This window comes from Nesterenkonia sp. K-15-9-6 (assembly GCF_052656005.1).
In genome coordinates this window covers 13,324-34,397 of the sequence record NZ_JBQYEY010000027.1, presented here as the reverse complement: position 1 = coordinate 34,397, position 21,074 = coordinate 13,324, and the positions used below count along the sequence as shown (strand labels likewise).

20 protein-coding genes are annotated in these 21,074 nt (G+C 70.7%); 5 read left to right on the top strand and 15 right to left on the bottom strand.

The features are described from left to right. The first annotated feature begins 31 nt into the window (after nucleotides 1–31). Nucleotides 32–1,003: an ADP-ribosylglycohydrolase family protein gene (locus tag SD455_RS14055; protein ID WP_445508480.1), complete on the top strand. Its 972-nt coding sequence runs from the start codon at nucleotides 32–34 to the stop codon at nucleotides 1,001–1,003. On the opposite strand, the gene SD455_RS14050 is transcribed toward SD455_RS14055, so the two are convergent. From SD455_RS14050 to clpS, 7 genes are read right to left on the bottom strand one after another with little or no spacing between them, the layout of a single operon-like run. Next, nucleotides 987–2,060, bottom strand: a complete 1,074-nt coding sequence (locus SD455_RS14050) for an exonuclease domain-containing protein (protein WP_311024847.1) — start codon at nucleotides 2,058–2,060, stop codon at nucleotides 987–989. The genes SD455_RS14055 and SD455_RS14050 overlap by 17 nt on opposite strands. Then, on the bottom strand, nucleotides 2,057–2,713 hold the full coding sequence (gene rdgB, locus SD455_RS14045; RefSeq protein WP_445508479.1) for an RdgB/HAM1 family non-canonical purine NTP pyrophosphatase: 657 nt from the start codon (nucleotides 2,711–2,713) through the stop codon (nucleotides 2,057–2,059). Before rdgB ends, SD455_RS14050 begins: the two co-directional genes overlap by 4 nt. After that, nucleotides 2,710–3,450, bottom strand: coding sequence for a ribonuclease PH (rph, locus tag SD455_RS14040; protein WP_085437183.1), 741 nt, complete (start codon nucleotides 3,448–3,450; stop codon nucleotides 2,710–2,712). Before rph ends, rdgB begins: the two co-directional genes overlap by 4 nt. Continuing rightward, nucleotides 3,447–4,298, bottom strand: coding sequence for an MBL fold metallo-hydrolase (locus tag SD455_RS14035; RefSeq protein WP_445508478.1), 852 nt, complete (start codon nucleotides 4,296–4,298; stop codon nucleotides 3,447–3,449). The genes rph and SD455_RS14035 overlap by 4 nt, the downstream gene beginning before the upstream one ends. Nucleotides 4,299–4,314: 16 nt before the next feature. Further along, nucleotides 4,315–5,262, bottom strand: coding sequence for a glutamate racemase (murI, locus tag SD455_RS14030; protein ID WP_070162086.1), 948 nt, complete (start codon nucleotides 5,260–5,262; stop codon nucleotides 4,315–4,317). Beyond that, a complete protein-coding gene (locus tag SD455_RS14025) occupies nucleotides 5,259–5,984 on the bottom strand; it encodes a DUF2017 domain-containing protein (RefSeq protein ID WP_445508477.1) in 726 nt (241 codons plus the stop codon). The genes murI and SD455_RS14025 overlap by 4 nt, the downstream gene beginning before the upstream one ends. Before the next feature lie 3 nt (nucleotides 5,985–5,987). Next, nucleotides 5,988–6,296 (bottom strand): ATP-dependent Clp protease adapter ClpS, encoded by a 309-nt coding sequence (gene clpS, locus SD455_RS14020; protein WP_070162090.1) that lies wholly within the window; start codon nucleotides 6,294–6,296, stop codon nucleotides 5,988–5,990. 114 nt (nucleotides 6,297–6,410) lie between these two features. Between clpS and SD455_RS14015 the strand changes: the two genes are divergently transcribed. Beyond that, nucleotides 6,411–7,670, top strand: a complete 1,260-nt coding sequence (locus SD455_RS14015) for a nicotinate phosphoribosyltransferase (protein WP_445508487.1) — start codon at nucleotides 6,411–6,413, stop codon at nucleotides 7,668–7,670. 57 nt (nucleotides 7,671–7,727) lie between these two features. Here the strand turns inward: SD455_RS14015 and SD455_RS14010 are convergent, their stop codons facing one another. Beyond that, entirely contained in the window at nucleotides 7,728–8,288 is a 561-nt protein-coding gene (locus SD455_RS14010; RefSeq protein WP_070162092.1) for a helix-turn-helix domain-containing protein, read from the bottom strand. 109 nt (nucleotides 8,289–8,397) lie between these two features. Between SD455_RS14010 and SD455_RS14005 the strand changes: the two genes are divergently transcribed. Both SD455_RS14005 and SD455_RS14000 read left to right on the top strand, forming a co-directional pair. Continuing rightward, nucleotides 8,398–9,450: an NAD(P)/FAD-dependent oxidoreductase gene (locus tag SD455_RS14005; RefSeq protein ID WP_445508476.1), complete on the top strand. Its 1,053-nt coding sequence runs from the start codon at nucleotides 8,398–8,400 to the stop codon at nucleotides 9,448–9,450. Between the two features lie 73 nt (nucleotides 9,451–9,523). After that, on the top strand, nucleotides 9,524–10,168 hold the full coding sequence (locus SD455_RS14000) for an isochorismatase family protein (RefSeq protein ID WP_445508475.1): 645 nt from the start codon (nucleotides 9,524–9,526) through the stop codon (nucleotides 10,166–10,168). Between the two features lie 55 nt (nucleotides 10,169–10,223). On the opposite strand, the gene SD455_RS13995 is transcribed toward SD455_RS14000, so the two are convergent. The 7 genes from SD455_RS13995 to SD455_RS13965 all read right to left on the bottom strand — a co-directional run bounded on the left by SD455_RS13995 (nucleotide 10,224) and on the right by SD455_RS13965 (nucleotide 19,343). Then, on the bottom strand, nucleotides 10,224–11,960 hold the full coding sequence (locus SD455_RS13995; protein WP_070162150.1) for a DEAD/DEAH box helicase: 1,737 nt from the start codon (nucleotides 11,958–11,960) through the stop codon (nucleotides 10,224–10,226). Nucleotides 11,961–12,245: 285 nt separating this feature from the next. Next, entirely contained in the window at nucleotides 12,246–12,653 is a 408-nt protein-coding gene (locus SD455_RS13990; RefSeq protein ID WP_396954347.1) for a DUF3039 domain-containing protein, read from the bottom strand. 56 nt (nucleotides 12,654–12,709) lie between these two features. Further along, a complete protein-coding gene (locus SD455_RS13985) occupies nucleotides 12,710–13,498 on the bottom strand; it encodes a tyrosine-protein phosphatase (protein ID WP_445508474.1) in 789 nt (262 codons plus the stop codon). Beyond that, complete coding sequence (locus tag SD455_RS13980; protein WP_445508473.1) at nucleotides 13,491–15,080, bottom strand: transporter; 1,590 nt, start codon at nucleotides 15,078–15,080, stop codon at nucleotides 13,491–13,493. The genes SD455_RS13985 and SD455_RS13980 overlap by 8 nt, the downstream gene beginning before the upstream one ends. Continuing rightward, on the bottom strand, nucleotides 15,065–15,877 hold the full coding sequence (locus SD455_RS13975; protein WP_070162096.1) for an ABC transporter ATP-binding protein: 813 nt from the start codon (nucleotides 15,875–15,877) through the stop codon (nucleotides 15,065–15,067). Before SD455_RS13975 ends, SD455_RS13980 begins: the two co-directional genes overlap by 16 nt. 83 nt (nucleotides 15,878–15,960) lie before the next feature. Then, nucleotides 15,961–16,947, bottom strand: coding sequence for a tetratricopeptide repeat protein (locus tag SD455_RS13970; protein ID WP_445508472.1), 987 nt, complete (start codon nucleotides 16,945–16,947; stop codon nucleotides 15,961–15,963). A 53-nt stretch (nucleotides 16,948–17,000) separates the two neighbouring features. Beyond that, nucleotides 17,001–19,343 (bottom strand): hypothetical protein, encoded by a 2,343-nt coding sequence (locus SD455_RS13965; RefSeq protein WP_445508471.1) that lies wholly within the window; start codon nucleotides 19,341–19,343, stop codon nucleotides 17,001–17,003. 256 nt (nucleotides 19,344–19,599) lie between these two features. On the opposite strand from SD455_RS13965, the gene SD455_RS13960 reads away from it, so the two are divergent. After that, entirely contained in the window at nucleotides 19,600–21,054 is a 1,455-nt protein-coding gene (locus tag SD455_RS13960) for an AI-2E family transporter (RefSeq protein WP_445508470.1), read from the top strand. Nucleotides 21,055–21,074 lie beyond the last annotated feature (20 nt).

Genomic DNA, 21,074 nt, shown 5'->3' with positions numbered 1-21,074 from the left:
ATCGCCAGCACAGGGTCGATAGAGTAGGGGCGTGAGCAGTGATCAGAGCCCGTCAGCACAGAGCCCGTCAGCACAGAGCCCGTCAGCACAGAGCCCGTCCACCGCTGGTCCTGCCGCGGCAGACGCCGCACCCTCCCCCGATGCCCTGCTGATCCGCCGTCTGGGCCCGGTGCTGCGGGCGGGCCTCAGCGCCGCGCTGGCTCCCGACCGGGAGACGCACCTCCTGCACGCGGAGGCCGCCCATCAGCTGTGCCTCGCGGACGGCCTCCTGGAGCTGCTGGACTGGACGCGCCAGGGTGTCCCCGCCGACCCGTTGGCCTGCCTGTGGCTCAGCTCCCTGCGGTGGCACCGGCTGCTGACCGGGGCCTTCCCCGATGGAGCCCCTGAGCCTCCGCGACGACCGCTCGACGCCGGTCTGGCCGCTCTGCTGCAGGAACCGCATCCGCGCCTGCGCCTGCAGGCAGACACCGGTGGGGTCTCCCTGGCGGGTCTCGCCGACGGCGAGATGGCCTACCTCTCGGCGCCCTCCCAGCCCTCCGCCCGCGATGCCGCCGGACTGGTGCGTCTGGTGCCGCTGGCACTGGTGCCCTATGTGGAGGAACAGATGCTGCTCAGCTGGGCGGAGCAGGCACTGGCCCTGACCCAGGGGCATCCCGAGGTCCTCAGCTCCGCGCGCGAGCTGATCAGCCTGATCCGGAGCATCGCTCAGCGTCCGCACATGCCCGAGGCCGAGCGACAGGCGGCCGTGCGGCGGGCCGATGACCTGATGGCCGGTGCCGACGACGGCGCCCGCGCCGTCGTGCGGGCCCAGGTCGCCGCGGCAGCCGCCTCGATGCAGCAGGACAAGCCGATGGAGCAGGACAAGCCGGTGGAGCAGAACAGCCCGGAGGACAGTGCCGCCCGCGTCGGTGCCGCACCAGCTCCGGTGCTCCCTCAGGAGCTCGAGGACGTTCTGAGGACATCTCTGCTCACGGACTGGGAGCAGGTCACCGCTCCGGCGTGAGCCGCACGGCCGCCGTCGGCGGCGGCTCGGTCGCGGCGGGCCACGCGCGTCCCAGCATGCCGCGGAACTCGGACTCGTCGAGCACCCGGAGCGGCTGCCCGAGATCCCGCCGGCGCAGCGCGTCCCGGGCCTTGTTCGTGTGCAGCTGCTCCTGATCCGCGGGCCCCTGTACGGTGTACCCGTCACCGACCACGACGATCGTGGTGCCGGCGGTCACCCGGGACGTCGTCTGACCGCCGTGGGCGGCCACGAGCCGCTTCGCCTCAGGTCGGGGAATGCTGAGTCCGCCGGTGAAGACCACGTGCTGGCCGTAGAGCGGATGCCGGGGATCCGCGTCCGCGGCGGGCGGGAGGTTGCGGCCCTCGTCCTGCCAGCGCAGCAGGTCGGGCAGCGCCTCGTCCGGCACCGTGCGCAGTCGAGAGTCGAAGATCGGCCCCATGGCCCGCACCTGCGTGGTGGCACGGGAGACACGGTCCGGTGCCCCAGACCAGGCAGGAAGCCGCAGCCGCTCCAAGCCCTGGGCGAGGAAGAGCTCCTCGAGGTCCGCGGCCCCGGTCCGCGAGGCGATGTCGCAGACGATCGCCGCCGAGGCGCGAGCGTCCTCGAGCGCATGATGGTGACGGCTGAGCACATGCCCCGCTTCGGCCGCGGCGCGAGGCAAGGCGTGGGAGGGCAGGTCGTAGACCGCTCGGGACAGCTGCACGGAGCACCAGGACTCCAGACCCGGGGAGTCCATGCCGCTGACCTCCAGGGCGGCCTGGAACACCTCGACGTCGAAGGAGGCGTTGTGCGCCACCACGGTGTCATCGCCGATGAAGTCGATGACCTCGGGGAACACCTCGGAGAAGCGCGGCGCAGAGGCTACGGCCTCGGCGGTGATCCCGTGCACCGCGACGTTCTTGGGATCGAAGCGGTCGTAGCCCTCCGGCGGTCTCAGCTCGCGGTACAGTGTCTGCGCCTCGGCACCGTCGCGGATCCGCACCAGCCCCACGGAGCAGGGCGATCCCCGGAACCCGTTGGCCGTCTCGAAGTCGACCGCGGTGAAGTTCAGGCTCACCGCTGGCCGGCCCCCTGGAGGGCCGCCACGATGTGCTCACGCAGGGCGGCGAAGGCCTGCCCCCGGTGAGAGATCGCGTTCTTCTCCGCCATCGTCAGCTCCGCGCAGCTGCGGGTCTCCCCCGTCGGCTGGAGGATGGGGTCATAGCCGAAGCCGCCTTCGCCTCGCGGCGCGCCCAGCAGCGTCCCCTCGAGGCGGCCGATGCGCGTGGTCTCCTGGCCATCGGGGGTCACCAGGGCCGCCGCACAGACGAACGCCGCCCCGCGGTGTTCCGCGGTGATGTCGGCCAGCTGTTCGAGCAGCAGGTGCAGGTTCCGCGCATCGGAGGACTGCGCCCCCGCCCATCGGGCGGAGAAGATCCCCGGCGCTCCTCCCAGGACGTCGACGGCGAGCCCGGAATCATCGGCCACTGCCGGCAGGCCGGTCGCGTCGGCCACGGCCCGGGCCTTGAGCAGGGCGTTCTCCTCGAAGGTCACGCCCGTCTCCGCGACGACGGGGCAGCCGGCGGCCGCGGCGTCGAGGACGGCGGCCTCCAGGTCGAGACCCTGCAGCCCGGGGGCGTCGGCGAGCAGGGCACGCAGCTCACGGACCTTCCCGGCGTTGTGGGTGGCCAGCACGAGGCGGGCTCCATGAGGGGCGGAGATGGTGCTCACGATGCCAGCGCCTCCTGCTGCAGTCGAGTCAGCCGCGCAGTGCCGGTCAGAGCCAGGTCCAGCAGGGAGTCCAGCTCGTCCCGGCGGAACGGGGCTCCTTCAGCAGTGCCCTGGACCTCCACGAACTCTCCGTCACCCGTGGCGACCACGTTCATGTCGGTCTGCGCCGTGGAGTCCTCCGAGTAGGGCAGGTCGAGCACCGGCGTGCCGTCTGGCAGGATCCCCACCGAGATCGCGGCCACGGATCCGGTCAGGACCTCGGCGCGACGCGCCACGTGGCCCTGCTCCCGAGCCCACGCCACCGCGTCGGCGAGCGCCACATAGGCGCCGGTGATGGCGGCGGTGCGCGTGCCGCCGTCGGCCTGGAGGACGTCGCAGTCCAGGGTGATCATGTTCTCCCCCAGTGCGGCCGTGTCCACCACTGCCCGCAGGGACCGTCCGATCAGTCGCGAGATCTCGTGGGTGCGGCCGCCGATCTTCCCCTTCACGGATTCGCGGGAGGAGCGGGTGTTGGTGGCCCGCGGCAGCATCGCGTACTCGGCGGTGACCCACCCGGTGCCGCGGCCCTTGAGCCATCGAGGGACGTTCGACTCGAAGGAGGCGGTGCACAGCACGCGGGTGTCACCGAACTCGATGAGGGCGGATCCCTCGGCATGTCCGGACCAGCCTCGGGTGATGGTGATCTCACGCAGCTGGTCGGGTGCGCGGCCGTCGGCTCGCAGGAGGTTCTCAGTCACGCTGTGGTCTCACGGTCCTCTCGGGATGATGCGACGGATGTGGTGACGGCCGGGGTCGGCGCGCCCACCTGATAGGTGACGCCGCCGACTGCGACGGCGATGTCGCCGTCGTAGGTGGCGGCCGCGTGCTCCAGCAGGACCTTCTTGGAGGTCCATACGGGGATGTGGGTCAGCAGCAGGCGCCCGGCCTCGGCGGCGGAGGCCATCTCACCGGCGCGTCGGCCGTTGAGGTGGACGCCCTCGATGTGGTCGTCACGGCCGTCCTCGAAGGCCGCCTCGCACAGGAACAGGTCCGTGCCGCGCGCAGCCTCTACGAGGTTGTCGCAGGCGTCGGTGTCGCCGGAATAGGTCAGCGTCCTCAGGCGACCATCGGCTCCCGGGGCCTCGACGCGCAGGGCATAGGCCTCGTCGATGGGATGCCGCACCGGGATCGCCGTGATGCGGAAGGGCCCGATCTGCTCGACTTGCCACGGGTTCCAGCTGTGGAAGTCGAAGTCCGGGTGCATGCCAGGGTCGGGCTCCATGCCGTAGGCGTTGGCGATGCGCTGATCGGTGTTCAGCGGCCCGAACACCGGAAGGTGGGGGCCCGGCCAGCCCCCGGGGCGCCAGCGGATGGCCACGTGGAGGCCGCACAGGTCCATGTAGTGGTCCGGGTGCAGGTGGCTCAGGCACACCGCATCCAGGTCCTCCAGGGCGATGTGCTGCTGCAGCTTGCCCAGGGCGCCGTTGCCGAGGTCCAGGATGATCCGCCACGTGCGCCCGTCGTGCTCGGCGCTGAGCAGATAGCACGACGCCGGGGACTCCGGCCCGGGGAATGAGCCGCTGCATCCGATGATCGTCAGTTCCATGTCCTGCCCCGTCCCCTCAGGTCGTGTCTCCGCCGACGGTGGGCGACGCGGCCGGTGTCGATGGACCGGCCTGCGCGGCCGCACGGGCCAGCATAGCGTCGGTGACCTGCGGAATCACACCGGTCGGATACGTCTCCGTCACGTCGTCGAGCTGACGGACGTCCCCGACCTCGGGCCCCAGGAAGCGGCGGGCCAGCCGATGGAAGGACGCCGCCGACCCGGTGGAGAGGAAGACGTGCTCCCCCGCGCCGGCGGAGTCGTCTCTGAGAAGGCCGTGGCGGGTCAGCGCCCGGAACAGATCCTTAGCGGTCTCCTCCGCCGAGGAGACCAAGGTCACGGCGTCTCCCATCACATAGGACAGCACGCCGGTGAGCAGCGGGTAGTGCGTGCAGCCCAGGACGAGCGTGTCAACGTGAGCTTCGCGCAACGGTGCCGTGTAGCCCTCGGCGAGGGTGATCAGTTCGGGCGAGGCGGTGATGCCTCCTTCGACGAACTCCACGAACCGGGGGCAGGCCGCCGAGGTGATCTGCAGGTGCGGGGCCGCGGCGAAGGTGTCCTCGTAGGCCCGGGATCCGATGGTCGCTTCGGTGCCGATGACGCCGATGCGTCCGGTCCGAGTGGCGGCCACCGCCCGGCGGACCGCCGGCTGGATGACCTCCACCACCGGGATGCCGTACCGCGCGGTGTACCGTTCGCGGGCGTCCCGCAGCACCGCCGACGAGGCGGAGTTGCACGCGATGACCAGGGCTTTGACGCCGGAGTCGACGAGTTCGTCCATCACGCCCAGCGACTGCGCCCGCACCTTGGCGATGGGAAGGGGGCCATAGGGCCCGCGGGCGGTGTCGCCGATGTAGAGCACAGACTCGCCGGGCAGCTGGTCGAGCACGGCGCGCGCCACGGTGAGCCCTCCGACACCCGAGTCGAAGATGCCGATGGGAGCCTCCGGTCGCGGCGGGGCCGTCACCGTCGGTCCCCGCCGTCGGCGTCGGGGGTCCCGCCGGAGTCCTGCTCGTCCTGCTCGTCCTGCTCGTCCTGCTCATCTTCCTCGGGGAGGAGCTCGACCATGGCGGTGAAGAGCGTCTCCTGCAGCCAGGTGATGAAGGTGTAGATCTCGGCCATGAACGTCTCGGTGGTCTTGGCCCGGGAGGAGACGGCGGACTGGTGGACGGTCTCGGCGTCGGCTTCGGTGCGGATCCCGAGGCGGGTGGCCAGGGTGAGCCGGACGTCGTTGAGTGCCCGTCCGAACGGCGGGGCCTGCTCCTCGGTCACATGGACCGGGGAGGTCTCCAGCAGCATGCGGGCGGTGCGCAGGTCGGAGATCTTCGACTCCCGCAGCGAGCCCTCGGAGAGCCGGCGCAGCTGCGCGGCCTGCTCGGGGTCGCCGGAGGCGTCCGGCAGGAGTCTGGCCAGGACCTCGTCCTGGGGCGCCTCCAGGCTCTCGGAGGCGTCGAGTCCGGCCAGCTCGGCGCGGAAGTGCGCGAAGACGGAGGCCTCCTCGGTACTCTCAGCCCGCTCCTCGCTGAGCGGGGGTCCCGAACCGGCTGGATCGGAGGCGTCGGCGAGCTCGGCGGTGCGCGCCTCCAGGAGCTCGATGACGTCGGCGCACAGCGAGCTGAGCAGGCGTCGCTCATGGGCGTCCAGATCGGCGCGGTAGCCGCGGGATGAGGCGCGGAATGCGGTGGCCACGGGTCAGGACTCCTCGAGGGTGGCCTGCAGGCCGTAGTGATGCATGGCAGTGACATCCCGTTCGGCCTGCTCGCGGGTTCCGGTGGCCACCACGGCGCGCCCCTGCTCGTGGACCTGCAGCATCAGCTGGTGGGCCCGCTCTCGCGGATGGCCGAAGTAGGTGCGGAACACCCAGGCGACGTAGGACATGAGATTGACGGGGTCGTTCCAGACGACGACCTGATACGGACGCTGCACCTCAGGGAGCGACGAGAACTCGGCCTCGAGATCGGTCTCCTCACGGGTGAGCGTCGACCCTTCCACGGAGCTCATGGCGAGTATTCTACGCTGGAGGGCGTGACAGATTCATTCCGCCGCGAGGCCTCCGGCCCGTCCCCGGCCCCGAGCTCGTCCACCGCCCTGCTGACCGACCAGTACGAGCTGACCATGCTCCAGGCCGCGCTGCACTCGGGCGCGGCGCACCGGCGCTGCACCTTCGAGGTCTTCACCCGCAGCCTGCCTGCCGGGCGCCGCTACGGCATCGTCGCCGGCACGGGTCGTCTGCTCGAGGGACTGGCGGACTTCCGCTTCGGGGACGAGGAGCTGGGCTTCCTGGCGGACCATCGGATCGTCGACGATGCGACGCTGGACTTCCTGCGCGGCTACCGCTTCAGCGGCAGCATCCACGGCTACGCCGAGGGTGAGATCTTCCTGCCGCATTCGCCGGTGCTGCGCGTGGAGTCCACCTTCGCCGAGGCGACCCTGCTGGAGACCTATGTGCTCTCGGTGCTCAACCATGACTCGGCGGTGGCCTCGGCCGCGTCCCGCATGACCATGGCCGCGGGCGATCGGCCCTGTGTGGAGATGGGCTCCCGCCGCACCCAGGAGTCCTCAGCGGTCGCCGCCGCGCGCGCAGCCGTGATCACCGGATTCTCCGCGACCTCGAACCTGGAGGCCGGACGCCGGTGGCAGCTGCCCACATTGGGCACCGCGGCGCACGCCTTCACCCTGCTGCATGATTCCGAGGAGCAGGCCTTCGCCGCCCAGGTGGAGGCCTTCGGCGCGGGCACCTCGCTGCTGGTGGACACCTATGACGTCGAGGCGGCGGTGCGGCGGGCGGTGGAGATCGCCGGCCGGGAACTGGGCGCGGTCCGCCTGGACTCGGGCGACCTCGTGGAGCAGGCCCATCAGGTCCGCGCCCTGCTGGACTCGCTGGGCAACACCGAGACCCGCATCATCGTCACCTCGGATCTCGACGAGTACGCGATCGCCCGTCTGCAGTCCGCTCCGGTGGACTCCTACGGGGTGGGCACCCAGCTGGTGACCGGATCGGGGGCTCCCACCGCCTCGATGGTCTACAAGCTGGTGGAGCGCACCGACGACGACGGCGCCCCGGTTCCGGTCGCCAAGACGGCGGTGCGCAAACGCAGTGTGGGCGGCACGAAGCATCCGGTGCGGACCTATGACGGCGACGGTGTGGCCGACGCCGAGGTGATCGGCGTGGGCCACGCCCCGCGGCTGGAGACGGACTCGTTCCGCGAGCTGATGGTGCCGCTGGTCGTCGACGGCGAGATCCGCACTGAGCACACCGGCGCGCCGGGGGTCGAGCGCGCCCGCGAGCGTCACCGGGCTTCGGTGGCGGAGCTGCCACCCGCGGCCGCCCGGCTGCAGGACGGCGAGCCGGTCCTGCCCACGATCTTCTCGTGAGGCCCGGGGCTCACCGACCCGCAGCTGACCGGCCCGCAGCTGACCGACCCGGAGCCGTCACTGGTCGGCCCCGTCGGCGGCCGTGTGCGGTGCCACACCCTCTTCGCTGAAGAGGCTGATGATCTCGGCCTCTCCCGGGCCGGCCGCGCTGAGGTTGTGCGGGATGAGCGTGTCGAACTCGGCGGCCTCTCCGCGGCCGAGGATCAGCTCCTCGTCGCCGAGCTGCAGCCGCAATCGGCCGGAGGCCACATAGAACCACTCATAGCCCGGATGGGTGTGCAGCTGCTCCTGCCGGGGACGTTCCGCGTAGGTGATCCGGAACGCGTTGACCGGGGACCGCTCCTCGGACAGCGGCTGGACGACCATGTCCTCGGTGCGCCATCCGGGGCGACATACCCGTGGGTCCGGCGTCTGGAGGACCAGCAGGTCGTCGACGGCGATCCCGAGCTCACGCGTCAGAGGCAGCAGCAGCTCGAGGCTGGCCTGCCGCTTTCCGGACTCCAGCCGCGAGATCGTCGAGGCGGAGATCCCCGAGGCACGGGCCAGTCGGTCCAGAGTCCAGCCGCGTCCCGTCCGGGCGGCCCGCAGCCTGATGCCGACCTGGGCGAGTTCCTTCATCTGCGGCCATCCTCTCCGACGACACGTCCTGTCCCCTCGATCCTGCCCAGTTTTTGCCGTTTCTGCAAGATGTCTTTCTGAGAACGTGTCGCAGGAGGACCATGGAGCCATGACCACAGACACTCCTCACATCACTCCGTCCACCGACCACTCCCCCTCCACCGCCGAGGGAGAGCAGTATGACGCCCTCGTCATCGGCGGCGGCCCCGCCGGGCTCAGCGCCGCCGTCGCCCTGGGACGCTCCCTGCGGCGGGTGCTGATCATCGACGCCGGAGCCCCGCGCAATCGCTTCGCCTCCCATATGCACACGGTGCTCGGCCACGAAGGGATCGATCCCGCCGAGCTGCTGCGTCGCGGCCGCCAGGAGGCGCTGAGCTACGGGGCCGACATCATCTCCGGGCGCGTCACCCGGCTGGCCGAGGCCACCGGTGCCGGCCCCGCGTCCATGGTCGCCGCCCTGGAGGACGGCCGGACCGTCTTCGGCCGCGTCGTCATCGCCGCCGCAGGCCTGGCCGACCAGCTCCCGGAGATTCCCGGCCTGGCCGAGCGCTGGGGCCGTTCCGTGCTCCACTGCCCCTACTGCCACGGCTGGGAGGTCCGGGGACAGCGCATCGGCGTGCTGGCCACAAGCCCGTTCGCCCTCCACCACGCCGAGCTGCTGCGCCAGTGGACCGACCGGATCACCTTTTTCAGCGCCGGCGCCGGAGAGCTCTCCGAGGAGACCGCCGCCCGCCTGAGCGCACGGGGCGTGAGGATCGAGCCTGTCGAGGTCACGGAGGTCGAGGGGGCAGGTGATGCGCTCTCCGGGGTGATCCTGGCCGACGGGCGCCACGTGCCGGTGGACGCGCTGTTCACCCTCGGGGCGCTGCGCCCCCATGACGGCTTCCTCGCCGGCTTCGAGCTGGACCGAACCCCGAGCCCCATGGGTGACGTCCTCGCCGTCGACGCCACCGGCCGCACCAGCCACCCACGCATCTGGGCCGCCGGGAACGTGGCCAGCCCGGCAGCCAATGTGGTGGTGTCGATGAGCGGGGGCACCATGGCCGGCGCCGGGGCCAACATGGCGCTGGTGACCGAAGACTTCGACCTCGCCCAGCAGACCGCCCAGCAGCAGGACGCCGCGCTCGACGGCACGCCAGGAGCCCTCGCATCGCGCACGTGACCCCTCCCTCGGCGGTGCAGTAGCGTGGTCACCACGTGGACGATCCCACGCCCACCGTCGAAGGAGGAGTTCCATGGCCGACGCTCTGATCATCGTCGACGTCCAGCAAGATTTCTGTGAAGGCGGCGCGCTCGCCGTGCAGGGCGGCGCCCAGGTGGCCGGCGAGATCAGCGAGCACCTGGAAGTCGCCCACGCGGACTATGACGCCGTGGCCACCACTCAGGACTGGCACATCGACCCGGGCGGCCACTTCTCCGCCGACCCGGACTTCCGGACCAGCTGGCCGGTCCACTGTGTGGCGGGCGAGCGCGGAGCCGAGCTGCACGACGACCTGGACACCGAGCACGTCGGGGCCCGCTTCCTCAAGGGGCTGTACTCCGACGGCTACTCGGGCTTCGAAGGGATGTTGGGAGACCCGGAGCGGGTCGGCACCCTGGAGGGCGAGAAGGGCGTCAAGGTCACCCCGGGCGACGCCGTGGCCGAGGACGCGCCGGACCTGCACGCCTGGCTGACGGAGCAGGAGATCGACACCGTCACCGTGGTGGGGCTGGCCACCGACCACTGTGTGCGCGCCACGGTCCTGGACGCCGTGGAGAACGGGTATCAGGTCCGGGTGATCCGGGAGCTGACCGCAGGGGTGGACCCGGACAGGACCGCAGAGACCTGGGAGGAGTTCGCCGAGGCGGACGTGGAGATCCTCAGCCTCGACGACCTGTGAGCCCCGCACGGCCGGCCCTGCCGGCACCGGCGGGATGCACGGTGCCGCAGTCTGCTCATCTCCGGCCGACGAACCAGTTCTGCAGCTTCTTCAGCCGAGCCTCCAGCTGCGCCTGGGTGGCCTGGCCCACCTGAGGCCCGCCGCAGGCCTCCCGGAGCTTGTTGTGCACCGTGCCCTGGTGCATGCCCGTCTTGGCCGAGTAGGCCGAGACCGAGGAGTTGAGCTGGCTGCGCAGCTTCTTGAGCTGCCGGTGGTCCACCACGTCGGCCGGCCGCTCCCGGGCCGCCTCCGGTCGGCGCTTGAGCTGCTGGGCCTGGTGCTGCTTCAGCAGGGTGGAGACCTGCTCCGGCTCGAGAAGCCCGGGGATGCCCAGGAAGTCCATCTCCTCCTCGGAGCCCACGGCCCCTCCGAGGCCGAACTCGTCACCGTCGAAGAGGACCTTGTCGAAGGCGGCGTTCGAGTGGAGCGCGGCGAACTTCCCCTTGGTCAGCTCCTCGGAGGCGCGGTCCTCCTTCTCCGCCTCGTCCAGGAGGTCCTGCTCCGGGATCTCGCCCTCCTCATCGTGGGCCTGCGGCACCTCCAGGGCGTGGTCCCGCTCCTCCTCCATCTCGTTGGCCAGCTCGGTGAGCACCGGCACGGAGGGCAGGAAGACGCTGGCGACCTCGTTGGCCTGGCGGCGACGCACGAAGCGACCGATCGCCTGGGCGAAGAACAGCGGCGTCGACGTCGAGGTCGCATAGACTCCCACGCACAGCCGAGGCACGTCCACGCCTTCGGAGACCATCCGGACCGCGACCATCCACATCCGCGAGCCGTCCGCGGAGAAGTCCTCGATGCGTTGCGAGGCCTCCTTGTCATCCGAGAGGACGATCGTCGTCTTCTGACCGGTGAGCTGGTCCAACTGGGCGGCATAGGCACGTGCCGTCTCGTGGTCGGTCGCGATGACCAGCCCCCCAGCATCCTCCACCTTCTCCCGCACGTTCAGCAGCCGCCGATGGGCGGCCGAGAGCACAGCGGGGATCCACTCACCCTCGGGATTCAGCGCCGTGCGCCAGGCGTGATTGGTGATGTCCTTGGTGGCGGCCGCCCCGAGCTGGGCCTCCATCTCCTCACCGGCGGAGGTGCGCCAGCGCATGTTGCCCGAGTAGGCCATGAAGACCACGGGCCGCACGACCTTGTCCTTCAGCGCAGGTCCGTAGCCGTACGAGTAGTCCGCCTTCGAGCGTCGCACACCATCGGCATCCTCCACGTAGTCGACGAACGGGATGGGTGAGGTGTCCGAGCGGAACGGTGTGCCGGTCAGGGCGAGCCGGCGCCTGGCGGGGATGAAGGCCTCGCGGATGCCGTCGCCCCAGGAGAGTGCGTCCCCGGCATGGTGGATCTCGTCCAGGATCACCAGGGTGCGTCCTGCTTCGGTCTTGTTCCGATGCAGGGCCGGCTTGTTCGCCACCTGGGCATACGTCACCGCGACTCCGATGTACTGCCGGCCGTGACGGCCGTCGGAGTTCTTGAAGTTCGGGTCGATGGCCAGGCCGATGCGGGAGGCAGCATCGGCCCACTGATGCTTGAGGTGCTCGGTGGGCGCCACCACACAGATGCGATTGATCTCCCCGGAGTCCACCAGCAGCTTCGCCACACGCAGAGCGAAGGTCGTCTTGCCGGCCCCGGGCGTGGCGACCGCCATGAAGTCCTGCGGAGACTTCTGGATGTAGAGGTCGAGGGCCTCCTGCTGCCATTGGCGCAGCTTCGGCGCGGTGCCGCGGGCGGCACGGTGCGGATAGACCGGCGGCATCGAGGCCCCGACGTCGGTGCCGACGTCGAACAGCGACTCGGTCTGAACGCCTGAGGAATCAGTCACGGCTGTACTTGCACCCTTGATGGTCGAGTTCCGGTGATGACGAGAGGCGGCTGGGACGGCCGCAGGCGCGGGTCTGCGCCGCGAAGGATCTGCTCATGGCGCCGGCGCACTGCGCACCCGGCGGCCCGGTGGAGGGCACACGCTGACGATGCCCCGACAGGCACGCACACCGGGGCGAGATCGGATCAGTGCACCAGGAGCCGCGATGATGGGGCAGGCTCAGCGATTCCGGCCGAAGCCGAAGAAGCCGCCGCCTCGACGACCGCCGGACTCACCGTCGCCGTCGCCGCCGCCCTGAAGTCCTTCGTAGATCTCCTGGCACTCGGGGCAGACCGGGAACTTCTTGGGGTCCCGGGACGGAACCCACACCTTCCCACAGAGGGCCACGACGGCGCCGCCCTCCAGGGCGGACTCCATGATCCGGTCCTTCTTCACGTAGTGGGAGAAGCGCTCGTGGTCGCCCGGCTCGGACAGCTGCTCCTGGTGCTCCCGCTCGATCGTCGCCGCGCCGCCGGGCGACGGAGCCGAGGACGGGTCCGCAGTGTGCATGCCGAAGGGGACCCGGGCCGCGGCAGCGGCGAGGTCCTCCTCACGGGACGGGCGGAGGCTGTGCTGGTGAACCATCATGGCCGCCATTCTACCGGTCCACCCTGACAGAGGGGAGCAGGCGACGTCGGCGTCGCTCACCCCGGATCCACAAGGTGGGCGCGCAGTCGCCGGTGCAGGGCGGCGTCGAGGCCGGCGCGTTCCAGTCGGTCACGCAGTCCCTCCGGGCCGCCCAGCTGCTCCAGCATCGCCTGCATCGTGGCCGCCGGGGCCCGCAGCATCGCGTGGTTCCGGTCGACGTCCCGCATGCGCCCGTCAGGGGCCGCGACATGGCCTGCCGACCTCAGCCGGGTCAGCACGGCGGGAACTCTGGCATCGGTGGCGGTGTAGTCGGCGACGATGTCCTCGGTCCGGGCCCCCAGAGCTGCCAGCACGGCGGCCACCACCACACCGGTGCGGTCCTTGCCCGCCGCGCAGTGAACCAGGGCGCCTCCCGGATGCTCCGCGACGTGCCGCACCGCCTGCACCAGATCGGCGGCCCGTCCGTCCACCAGCGAGGCGTACCAGCGGCCGGCGCCCTCAGGGCTCGTCGTCTGCTCGAACACCGCCGCCATCACCTCGGGGTCGGCCACCTCCTGGGTCAGCGGAAGATGATGCCTGCGCATGCCATAGTCGGCCGCCAGACCCGGGCCCGTGGCCCGCAGCTCCTGGTCCGAGCGCAGGTCGATGATCCTCCGCAGACCAGTGGCGGCCAGCTCTGCCAGCTGGTCCGCCGAGGCGAGGGCGACGTCGTCGGCGCGCCACAGCCGCGCCGGACGCAGTCTCCCTCCGCGGACGGGCAGCCCCCCGAGGTCCCGCAGGTTCTCGAGCCGGGACAGCCGCAGACGGGGCCGGGAGCCCGACTGCGCGGGTGAGGACTCAGGCATGGGCCTGCACCTGCTGGAACAGCTCCGGCTGGCTGCGGTCGAAGACCCGTGCGCCCAGGAGGAGTCCCGCCCCCAGGATGCCAGCTCCCTTGAGCACGGCGACCGTCGCCGTCACCGCGCCCACCCAGCCGATGCCGGTGAACGTCCAGACGATCCAGCCCACCAGCTCCGGGGCCATGAGCAGTCCGATGGCCGCCATGGAGAGGAGCTGGATCACCATGACCCGCCCCAGCGCGCCCTGCGGCTGTTTGAACGGGCTGTCCCCCGGCTTGGGCACCGGGTAGGTGAAGCGCGCCGCGACCAGGGAGGAGACGCCCACAGCGGTCAGCAGCATCCCGACGCTGACCGTCGTCGTCAGCACCATCGGCATCAGCCCACCGGCGATCCAGGAAGGGACCATCGCGGCGAGCAGCGTCGCCGGAAGGGCGAAGGTCAGCAGGGCGACAGCCCGACCCGCGCGATCGTCGATGCCGCGGATCCCGGCGGTCACATGCAGGCTGAAGGCCGTGTGGTCATAGGAGACGTCCGCGGAGATCGCATAGCCGAGGGTGAAGGCGAGGAACGGTCCAAGGCCGTAGAGGAAGACCGTCTGGCCGGTCTGCAGATGCAGGAAGATCGCCAGGATCACCAGCCCGGGGACCACCACCAGCGATCCCCCATACCGCGGGTCCTTGAGCCAGTACGTCAGCGACCGGGCCGCGACTGCGCCCCACGGGCGGTCGGGGAAGATCGTGAAGAGACCCAGCCTGCCCTGCTGAGCGGATCGTCGTCGTGTCTTCGGTGCCGGCGGTCGTTCGGTGAGCGTGACGAGACCGGCCCGGACCACCAGCAGGGCCGCCGCGATCGTTGCAGCGAGCACCAACAGGTGCAGCGCGAGGGCTCCCCAGCGACCGGCGGCGACGTCCCCGGGCAGCGCAGCCCCCGCGCCGAGCGGGGTGTAGGACACCACGCCGGCGATCGTCGGCATCGCCTCGGCGAGACCTCCGGCGGTGTTCTGCACCATGGTGATCGCCGGCCAGATGAGCATGGCGAGCCCCAGGCCCAGGATCGCCATGAGGTCCCGGAACCGGCGCCCGTCGAGCCAGGCGCTGGCCGCCGTCACCGCGGCCTGGCTGACCAGGGAGAACGTCAGCAGCAGCACGGGCGCGCTGACGAACGCGACGACCAGCGCGGCAGGCTCCGCCCGCCAGTAGAGGATGTAGCCGATCAGCCACAGCAGCGTCAGGACCGACCCGATCGAGACCAGCCCGCACAGCAGCAGACCCACCACCAGGGTGCGCCGCGGCAGCCCGTAGGTCACCAGCTGCTTCGGATCCATCACCGTGTCTCCGCCGGTCAGGAAGAGCGGGACCAGCAGCCAGAGGAGCATCACGCCCGCACCGAGCAGCACCGAGTACGTCTGGCGCAGCTCCGGCTCCAGGCCCACCAGAGGTGACCCGCCGGCCACCATCCCGGCGACGACCAGTCCCGTGATGCCCACCCCGTAGAGCAGGGCGAAGAGGGTGCCGACCACCTGCCAGGCGGATCGCTTGAAGCTGTTGGCGGACAGCGTGAGCTTGAGCCGGATCAGAGTCGCAACCATGACAGCTCCTGTTCGCCGCCTTCGAGCCCGACGAGCTCCACGAAGCGGCTCTCCAGGTCCTGGCCGTCGCGGACCTGCTCGACCGTGCCGGAGGCCAGGAGCCGTCCCTCGGTGATGACGCCCACATGCGTGCACATGCGCTCGACCAGGTCCATCACGTGGCTGGAGAGGATCACGGTGCCGCCGGAGGCCACATAGCTGTCGAGCAGCCCGCGAATGGTGCGGGCCGAGACCGGGTCGACCGCTTCGAACGGTTCGTCGAGCACCAGAAGCTCCGGGGCGTGGATCATCGCGGAGGCCAGGGCGATCTTCTTGGTCATGCCTGCCGAGTAGTCGGCGACCAGCGTGTCCGCGGCGTCGGCGAGGCCCAGCACGCGCAGCAGGTCAGCGGAGCGCTGAGCCACGGTCTCCCGATCCATGCCGCGCAGCAGCCCCGCATAGGTCACCAGCTGCTCACCGGTGAGCCGATTGAACAGCACGACGCCGTCGGCCAGCACGCCCATGCGCCTCTTGGCCGCCAGAGGCCGCTCCCAGACGTCGATGCCGCCGACCTCCGCCGCGCCCTGGTCCGGGCGCAGCAGCCCGGTCGCCATGGAGAGCGACGTCGTTTTGCCGGCGCCGTTGGGACCCACGAAGCCGTAGAAGGATCCGCGGGGGACCTCCAGGTCCAGGCCGGCCACCGCGAGCTTCTCGCCGAAACGCTTGGTGAGGCCTCGCAGCCGCAGGGCCGCGACGCCGGCGTCCTGGCGGGGCGAGCCGGCCGGAGCGGGGAACGGTGTCTCAGCGATGTCTGCCATGGGCCACAGGCTACTGGCCCGATCGGATGTCGAGCATCCACCCTCGGGATGATCCAGGAGGTCGGTGTCCGCCGGCGACGGGCTCAGAAGAGAGCGCGGGCGAGCTGCTGGCGGGACCTGTTCACCCGCGGATCGGTGTCTCCGACGATCGAGTAGAGCTCGACCAGATGCGCTCGGGCCTTCTCTCGGTCATCACCGGTGTGCGCCCGGATGAAGCCGATGAGCCGTGCGAAGGCGTCCTCCACATGGCCGCCCAGGACGTCCACGTCGGCCACGGCGATCTGCGCGTCGACGTCGTCGGGGTTCTCGGCGGCCCCAGTGCGCGTCTGCTGCACGTCCAGGTCCTGGGTGCGCCGCATGAGCTTCACCTGGGCCAGTCCCAGCGAAGCCTGGGAGTCATCGGGCTTCTCCCGCAGCGCCTTCTCATAGGCGGCCACAGCGGCCTCGAGGTCCCCACGCTCCAGGGCGTCGTGAGCCTCCTGATGCAGGGGCGGCAGCTCGGGCCCCTCGCCGGCAGTTCCCGCACGGCGGCTCTGCGGGGGCAGCTTCTGTGTCATGCCGTTCTGGGTGGCCAGCTGGACCATCTGGGTCACGACCTCGCCGAGCTGATCCGCCGGCACGGTGGAGTCGAACTCTCCCACCGGGCGTCCGCCGATGAAGGCGGTGGCCACCGGGATCTGGTCTGCACCCTGGGCCTGGGCGAGCTCAGGGCTGGTCGAGGCGTCCACCTCGGCCAGCAGCACGCGGCCCTGCTGAGCATCCACATGGTCGGCGAGCGTCTTGCGCATCGTCGCCGAGGCCTCGTCCGCACCATGGATGAGGACGAGGACCGGGGCCTGTGCGGAGAGCTGGACGATCTGCTGCAGCTGCTCGGGCCGGATCGGCACGACCCAGCTGTCGGCGCCGGCCGCGTGCTCGCCGCCGGGCTGGCCGGGATCGGGCTGCGGTCCGCCGCCGCCCAGCTGGGAGAGGTCGACGGCGCCGCGCGTGTTCACCGACGCGTGCGCCTCGGTCTGGGATTCGGGTCCTGGCTGGGTCACAGCGCTCACTCCTCCATCAGTGCTGCTCATCGGTTGCTGCTCCTCATGACCGGAGCCCGGCCGTGCGCGGGCCCGCGGCCGCCTCAGTCGAGGATGTGCACGTCATTCACGATATCGTGCACGCCCAGCAGGACGACCGGGTCCTCGTCCTCGGCGGGGATGTGGAGGATCATCGATTCCCGGCTGACGACGTCGGCGTCGGCGGTGGTGGAGCTCGTGCCAGCGAGCTCGGCGAGCGTCTCGTCCTCGAAGATGATCTGGTCCCCCGGCTCGTGCGGGCGCAGCTGCATCGTCGAGTCGAAGGACCCGACGGCCAGCACGGAGCCGTCCGGGAGCCGGAGAGCCGTGGTGCCCTCCTCGGCCAGGGGCCGGGTGTAGGAGATGTCGATGTCTGCCGCGGACTCCTGCACCTCTTCCTGGTAGGACTGCAGGTCTTCGATGTAGGGGTTGTCCTCGACGTGCATGCCGAAGTAGTAGTCCCGGTTGTTCAGGAACACCGCCGTGCGCACCATGGCGAAGTCGGGGGCGAACCGCGCCACCTCCGCATCGGGGTCCACCGGCACCACACCGCCCTCCTCAGCGGAGATCGCCGGGAACTCCGTGCCAGGCATCATCATCACCGCCTGGGTCAGGCGGTAGTTGTCCCGCGCGGACTCCTGTTCGATGACCAGCACCTGCGGGATCTCCGAATCCTCGTGCCGGGTGATCACGACTGCCTGACGCGGGAACTCACCGGAGGAGGTCACGGCGGCGGCCAGCACCTCGGAGCCGACGGGCTCCGGCGCTGAGCCGTCAGCGATCTCCTGGTTCCGGTAGGTCAGCTCACGGACTTCGAAGGCATTGCCCGCCACGCGCTCCTGCAGGACGTCGACGTCCTGCTCCTCGTCGCCGGCCTCGACCACCTCCGCGATGTCGTCGACGATGCGCTGCAGCTGACTCTCGAGCAGCACGGAGTACTCCCCGGCCTCCGGCAGGTCGCCGGCCTCTCCGGTGCCGGAGGTGCCGCCCTCCTCGGCGTCCTCATCGGCGTCCTCCTCGGCAGCCTCGCCGTCGTCAGCGCCGTCAGAGTCGTCAGCGTCCTCATCGTCAGCGGCCGCATCCTCTGCGGCCTCGTCCTCCGCCTGCTCCTCCTCCGGCGCGGCCTGCAGATCAGCGGCGATGTCGACCCCCGGCACCGCCGGGACGGCGACGGCGGCCAGCAGGGCGACCGACGAGCTGCGCCACCAGAAGGATCGCCGGCGGGGCTCCGGGGACTCAGCGGTGGGCTCGGTCACCTGGACCTCCTCGTCGTCCTCATCGCCCTCAGGGTGCGCGTCGGCTGGTTCGTCGGTCTCGGTCTCCGAAGGCTCGTCGGCAGACGTGGCGCCTTCAGCGTCGGCACCCTCGTCCGTTTCCCGGGGCGAAGGATCGACCTCGGCGTCCGCCAGGGCGGGATCGGTCTCTGCGGCGGTGTCTGCGGCGGTGTCTGCGGCCTCGTCGTCGGCGACGTCGGTGGAGGGCGCCTCCACGGCCGGCACCACGGTGGTGGGCTCCTCGGCCCCGGGTTCATCAACGCCGGGTTCATCAACGCCGGGCTCATCGGCCTCGGGCTCATCGACCTCAGTGGCTTCGCCCTCGGACGCGTTGCCCTCGGGAGCTGAGCCCTCGGGTGCCGTGTCTTCGGGCGCCGTGCCCTCGGGCGCCTCGTCATCGAGCGCCTCCGCAGAGGCCGTCGTCTCGGTCTCGGCGGCGGAATCGGTGCCCGCCGCGACAGGCACGTCGTCGTCGGCCACGACTTCCCCGTCATAGGCGGCGGCGAGCACATCCCGCTCCTTCCGCCGAGCCGCCAACGCCCGGTAGAACAGCACCAGCGCCAGAAGGATCAGCAGTCCGCCGACGATGATCAGGGCGATCCCCCACGTGCTGTCCACGGGCTGCTCGACCTCCACGGCGACGGCCGACGGGGCGGGCTCCTCGCCGTCACGGAAGATCATCAGTGCCCAGTCGCCGCTGTCATCCGGGGCCACCCAGCGGTAGACCAGCGGCCCCTCAGCGGTCTCGGTGGCCACCCACAGGTCCGAATCGGAGGGGTCCGGCACCTCGGACTCACCCGCGACGTGCTCCGCCACGACCTGCGCGTCCTGCTCGGGAGACGGCTCGTCGACGCCTGAGATCTGCACATGGGCGGCGTCGTCCACCCACGCCTCGATGTCGTCCAGACGTGCCAGGGCGATCGTGTACTCCCCCTCGGCCTCGAGGGTGAACTCCTCGCGGCCGTCGTCCAGGTCGACGACCCCGTCGGTGATCACGGTCAGCGGGGCGTCCTCGAGCTCAGGAGAGTGCGCCGTCACGGTCTCCTGAGGCGCCCAGACGGTCAGCTGGCCGATGCCGATCGCCAGAGCGGCCAGTCCGAGCAGGAAGGCGAGGAGCGAAGACAGGAAGCGCACAGGCGGAGTGTCCTTTGAGGCGGGGGCACGATGACGGGCAGGCCGACGACAGACGGCCCGACTCTCTAGATTAGCCCACGATAACGATACGGTCACGCCGCGAGGCGTCACGCACCAACCGGCATTCCGGATCGTCCTCCGCCTGCCCCGGGCGACCCGGCGTCCCCTGACTCACCCCCGATCCGGCCCCGCCAGCCTCATGTGGAGCGTCTCCAGCCTCACGCGCAGATCATCAGGTCGCCGCTAGGGTGGTCATGTGAGCTTCCTGCAGCGCCGCCTGAGACGGCTGGCCTCCCGTGGTCGAGGCCGTGGAGTGTCCGATCCGCGCCGCAGCATGCCGGGTCCCCAGGACGCGGGCCCCACCGAGGGAGGAGCTCCGTCCGCGTCAGAGCCAGCGCCCCGTCGTCGACGGTTCTCCGGTCTGCGCCGGGCCCTGCAGCCCATCATCGTCGACCCCGACGAGCCGGTCCTCCGCTATGACGCCTACGGGCTTCCGCCCGAATCCGGCCCGGAGACGAGACCGCCCCAGGACCCGCAGGAGCCCAGGACGGACGAGGCCGCGGCCGACGTCGGCGGGCCCGGGCCCACATCCGCCGCAGGGGACAAGGAGGGCGCGTCCCGCGAGACGGCACACTTCCAGGAGCCGACGCCGTCCCGTACGCTGCAGCAGGTCACCCAGATCACCCGACCGGTGTACACGGGCTTCATGTTCACCGTCGGCGTCGGCCTGGCGCTGCTGATCTTCTACATCGGCCAGACCAACACGCAGCTGCTGATCTGGATCGGTGCCGCGCTGTTCATCGCCCTCGGTCTCGACCCCGTCGTCCGGGCGCTCGAGCGGTTGGGCCTGCCCCGGCCCGCCGGCGTGCTGGCCACCATGCTGGCCTTCGTCACGACCGTGTCCACCTTCATCGCCTGGCTCGCCCCAGCCGTCACGCAGCAGATGTCGAACTTCGTGACGTCGATCCCGCAGATCGTCTACGACATCTCCCGTTCCCCCTGGTTCCGACGGCTCGACGAGGACTTCCAGGTCCAGGACATCATCGACAACGAGGTTGCCCGCTTCGTCGCCGATCCGTCGAACATCACCAACGCGCTGGGCGGCCTCTTCGGCGTCGGGGCCGCCGTGCTCACCACCGGCTTCGGGATGCTCGTGGTGGCGGTGCTCGCGCTCTACTTCCTCGCCTCCCTGCCCACGATGAAGGCCTGGGGCTACCGGCTGGTCCCCCGCTCCCGACGGCCCAGGATCCAGCATCTGGGCGATCGCATCCTCAACGGGGTCGGCTACTACGTCATCGGTCAGGCCTGTGTGGCCTTCCTCAACGGGGTGGTCGCCTACATCGCGATCACCATCGCCGGCGTGCCCTTCGGGGCGCTGTTCGCCGTCGTCGTCGGGGTGCTGGCCTTCATCCCGCTGGTCGGTCCGGTCACCGGCGGCTCTCTGGTGACGCTCATGGCGCTCACCGTCGACTGGCAGACCGCCGTGACGTTCGCGGCCATCTACTTCGTCTATCTGCAGATCGAGGCCTATCTGGTGTCCCCGCGCATCATGGCTCGCGCCGTGAGGATCCCCGCCGCGGTGGCCGTGATCTCTGTCATCGCGGGTGGCACGCTGCTGGGCGTCCTCGGAGCGCTCATGGCCATTCCGACGGCGGCCGCCCTCATGCTTCTCATCCGGGAAGTGCTCATCACGCACCAGGACAGTCGCTGAACCCTCGCGCCGGGTCCGAC

Coding starts and splice junctions, on each gene's coding strand:
- SD455_RS13990 (WP_396954347.1), bottom strand. CDS start 12,653: ATGATGGTTCACCAGCACAGCCTCCGCCCGTCCCGTGAGGAGGACCTC.
- SD455_RS14005 (WP_445508476.1), top strand. CDS start 8,398: ATGACCACAGACACTCCTCACATCACTCCGTCCACCGACCACTCCCCC.
- SD455_RS14000 (WP_445508475.1), top strand. CDS start 9,524: ATGGCCGACGCTCTGATCATCGTCGACGTCCAGCAAGATTTCTGTGAA.
- SD455_RS14015 (WP_445508487.1), top strand. CDS start 6,411: ATGCTCCAGGCCGCGCTGCACTCGGGCGCGGCGCACCGGCGCTGCACC.
- SD455_RS13995 (WP_070162150.1), bottom strand. CDS start 11,960: ATGCCGCCGGTCTATCCGCACCGTGCCGCCCGCGGCACCGCGCCGAAG.
- SD455_RS13975 (WP_070162096.1), bottom strand. CDS start 15,877: ATGGCAGACATCGCTGAGACACCGTTCCCCGCTCCGGCCGGCTCGCCC.
- SD455_RS14010 (WP_070162092.1), bottom strand. CDS start 8,288: ATGAAGGAACTCGCCCAGGTCGGCATCAGGCTGCGGGCCGCCCGGACG.
- SD455_RS13970 (WP_445508472.1), bottom strand. CDS start 16,947: ATGAGCAGCACTGATGGAGGAGTGAGCGCTGTGACCCAGCCAGGACCC.
- SD455_RS14035 (WP_445508478.1), bottom strand. CDS start 4,298: ATGGAACTGACGATCATCGGATGCAGCGGCTCATTCCCCGGGCCGGAG.
- SD455_RS13985 (WP_445508474.1), bottom strand. CDS start 13,498: ATGCCTGAGTCCTCACCCGCGCAGTCGGGCTCCCGGCCCCGTCTGCGG.
- clpS (WP_070162090.1), bottom strand. CDS start 6,296: ATGAGCTCCGTGGAAGGGTCGACGCTCACCCGTGAGGAGACCGATCTC.
- SD455_RS13980 (WP_445508473.1), bottom strand. CDS start 15,080: ATGGTTGCGACTCTGATCCGGCTCAAGCTCACGCTGTCCGCCAACAGC.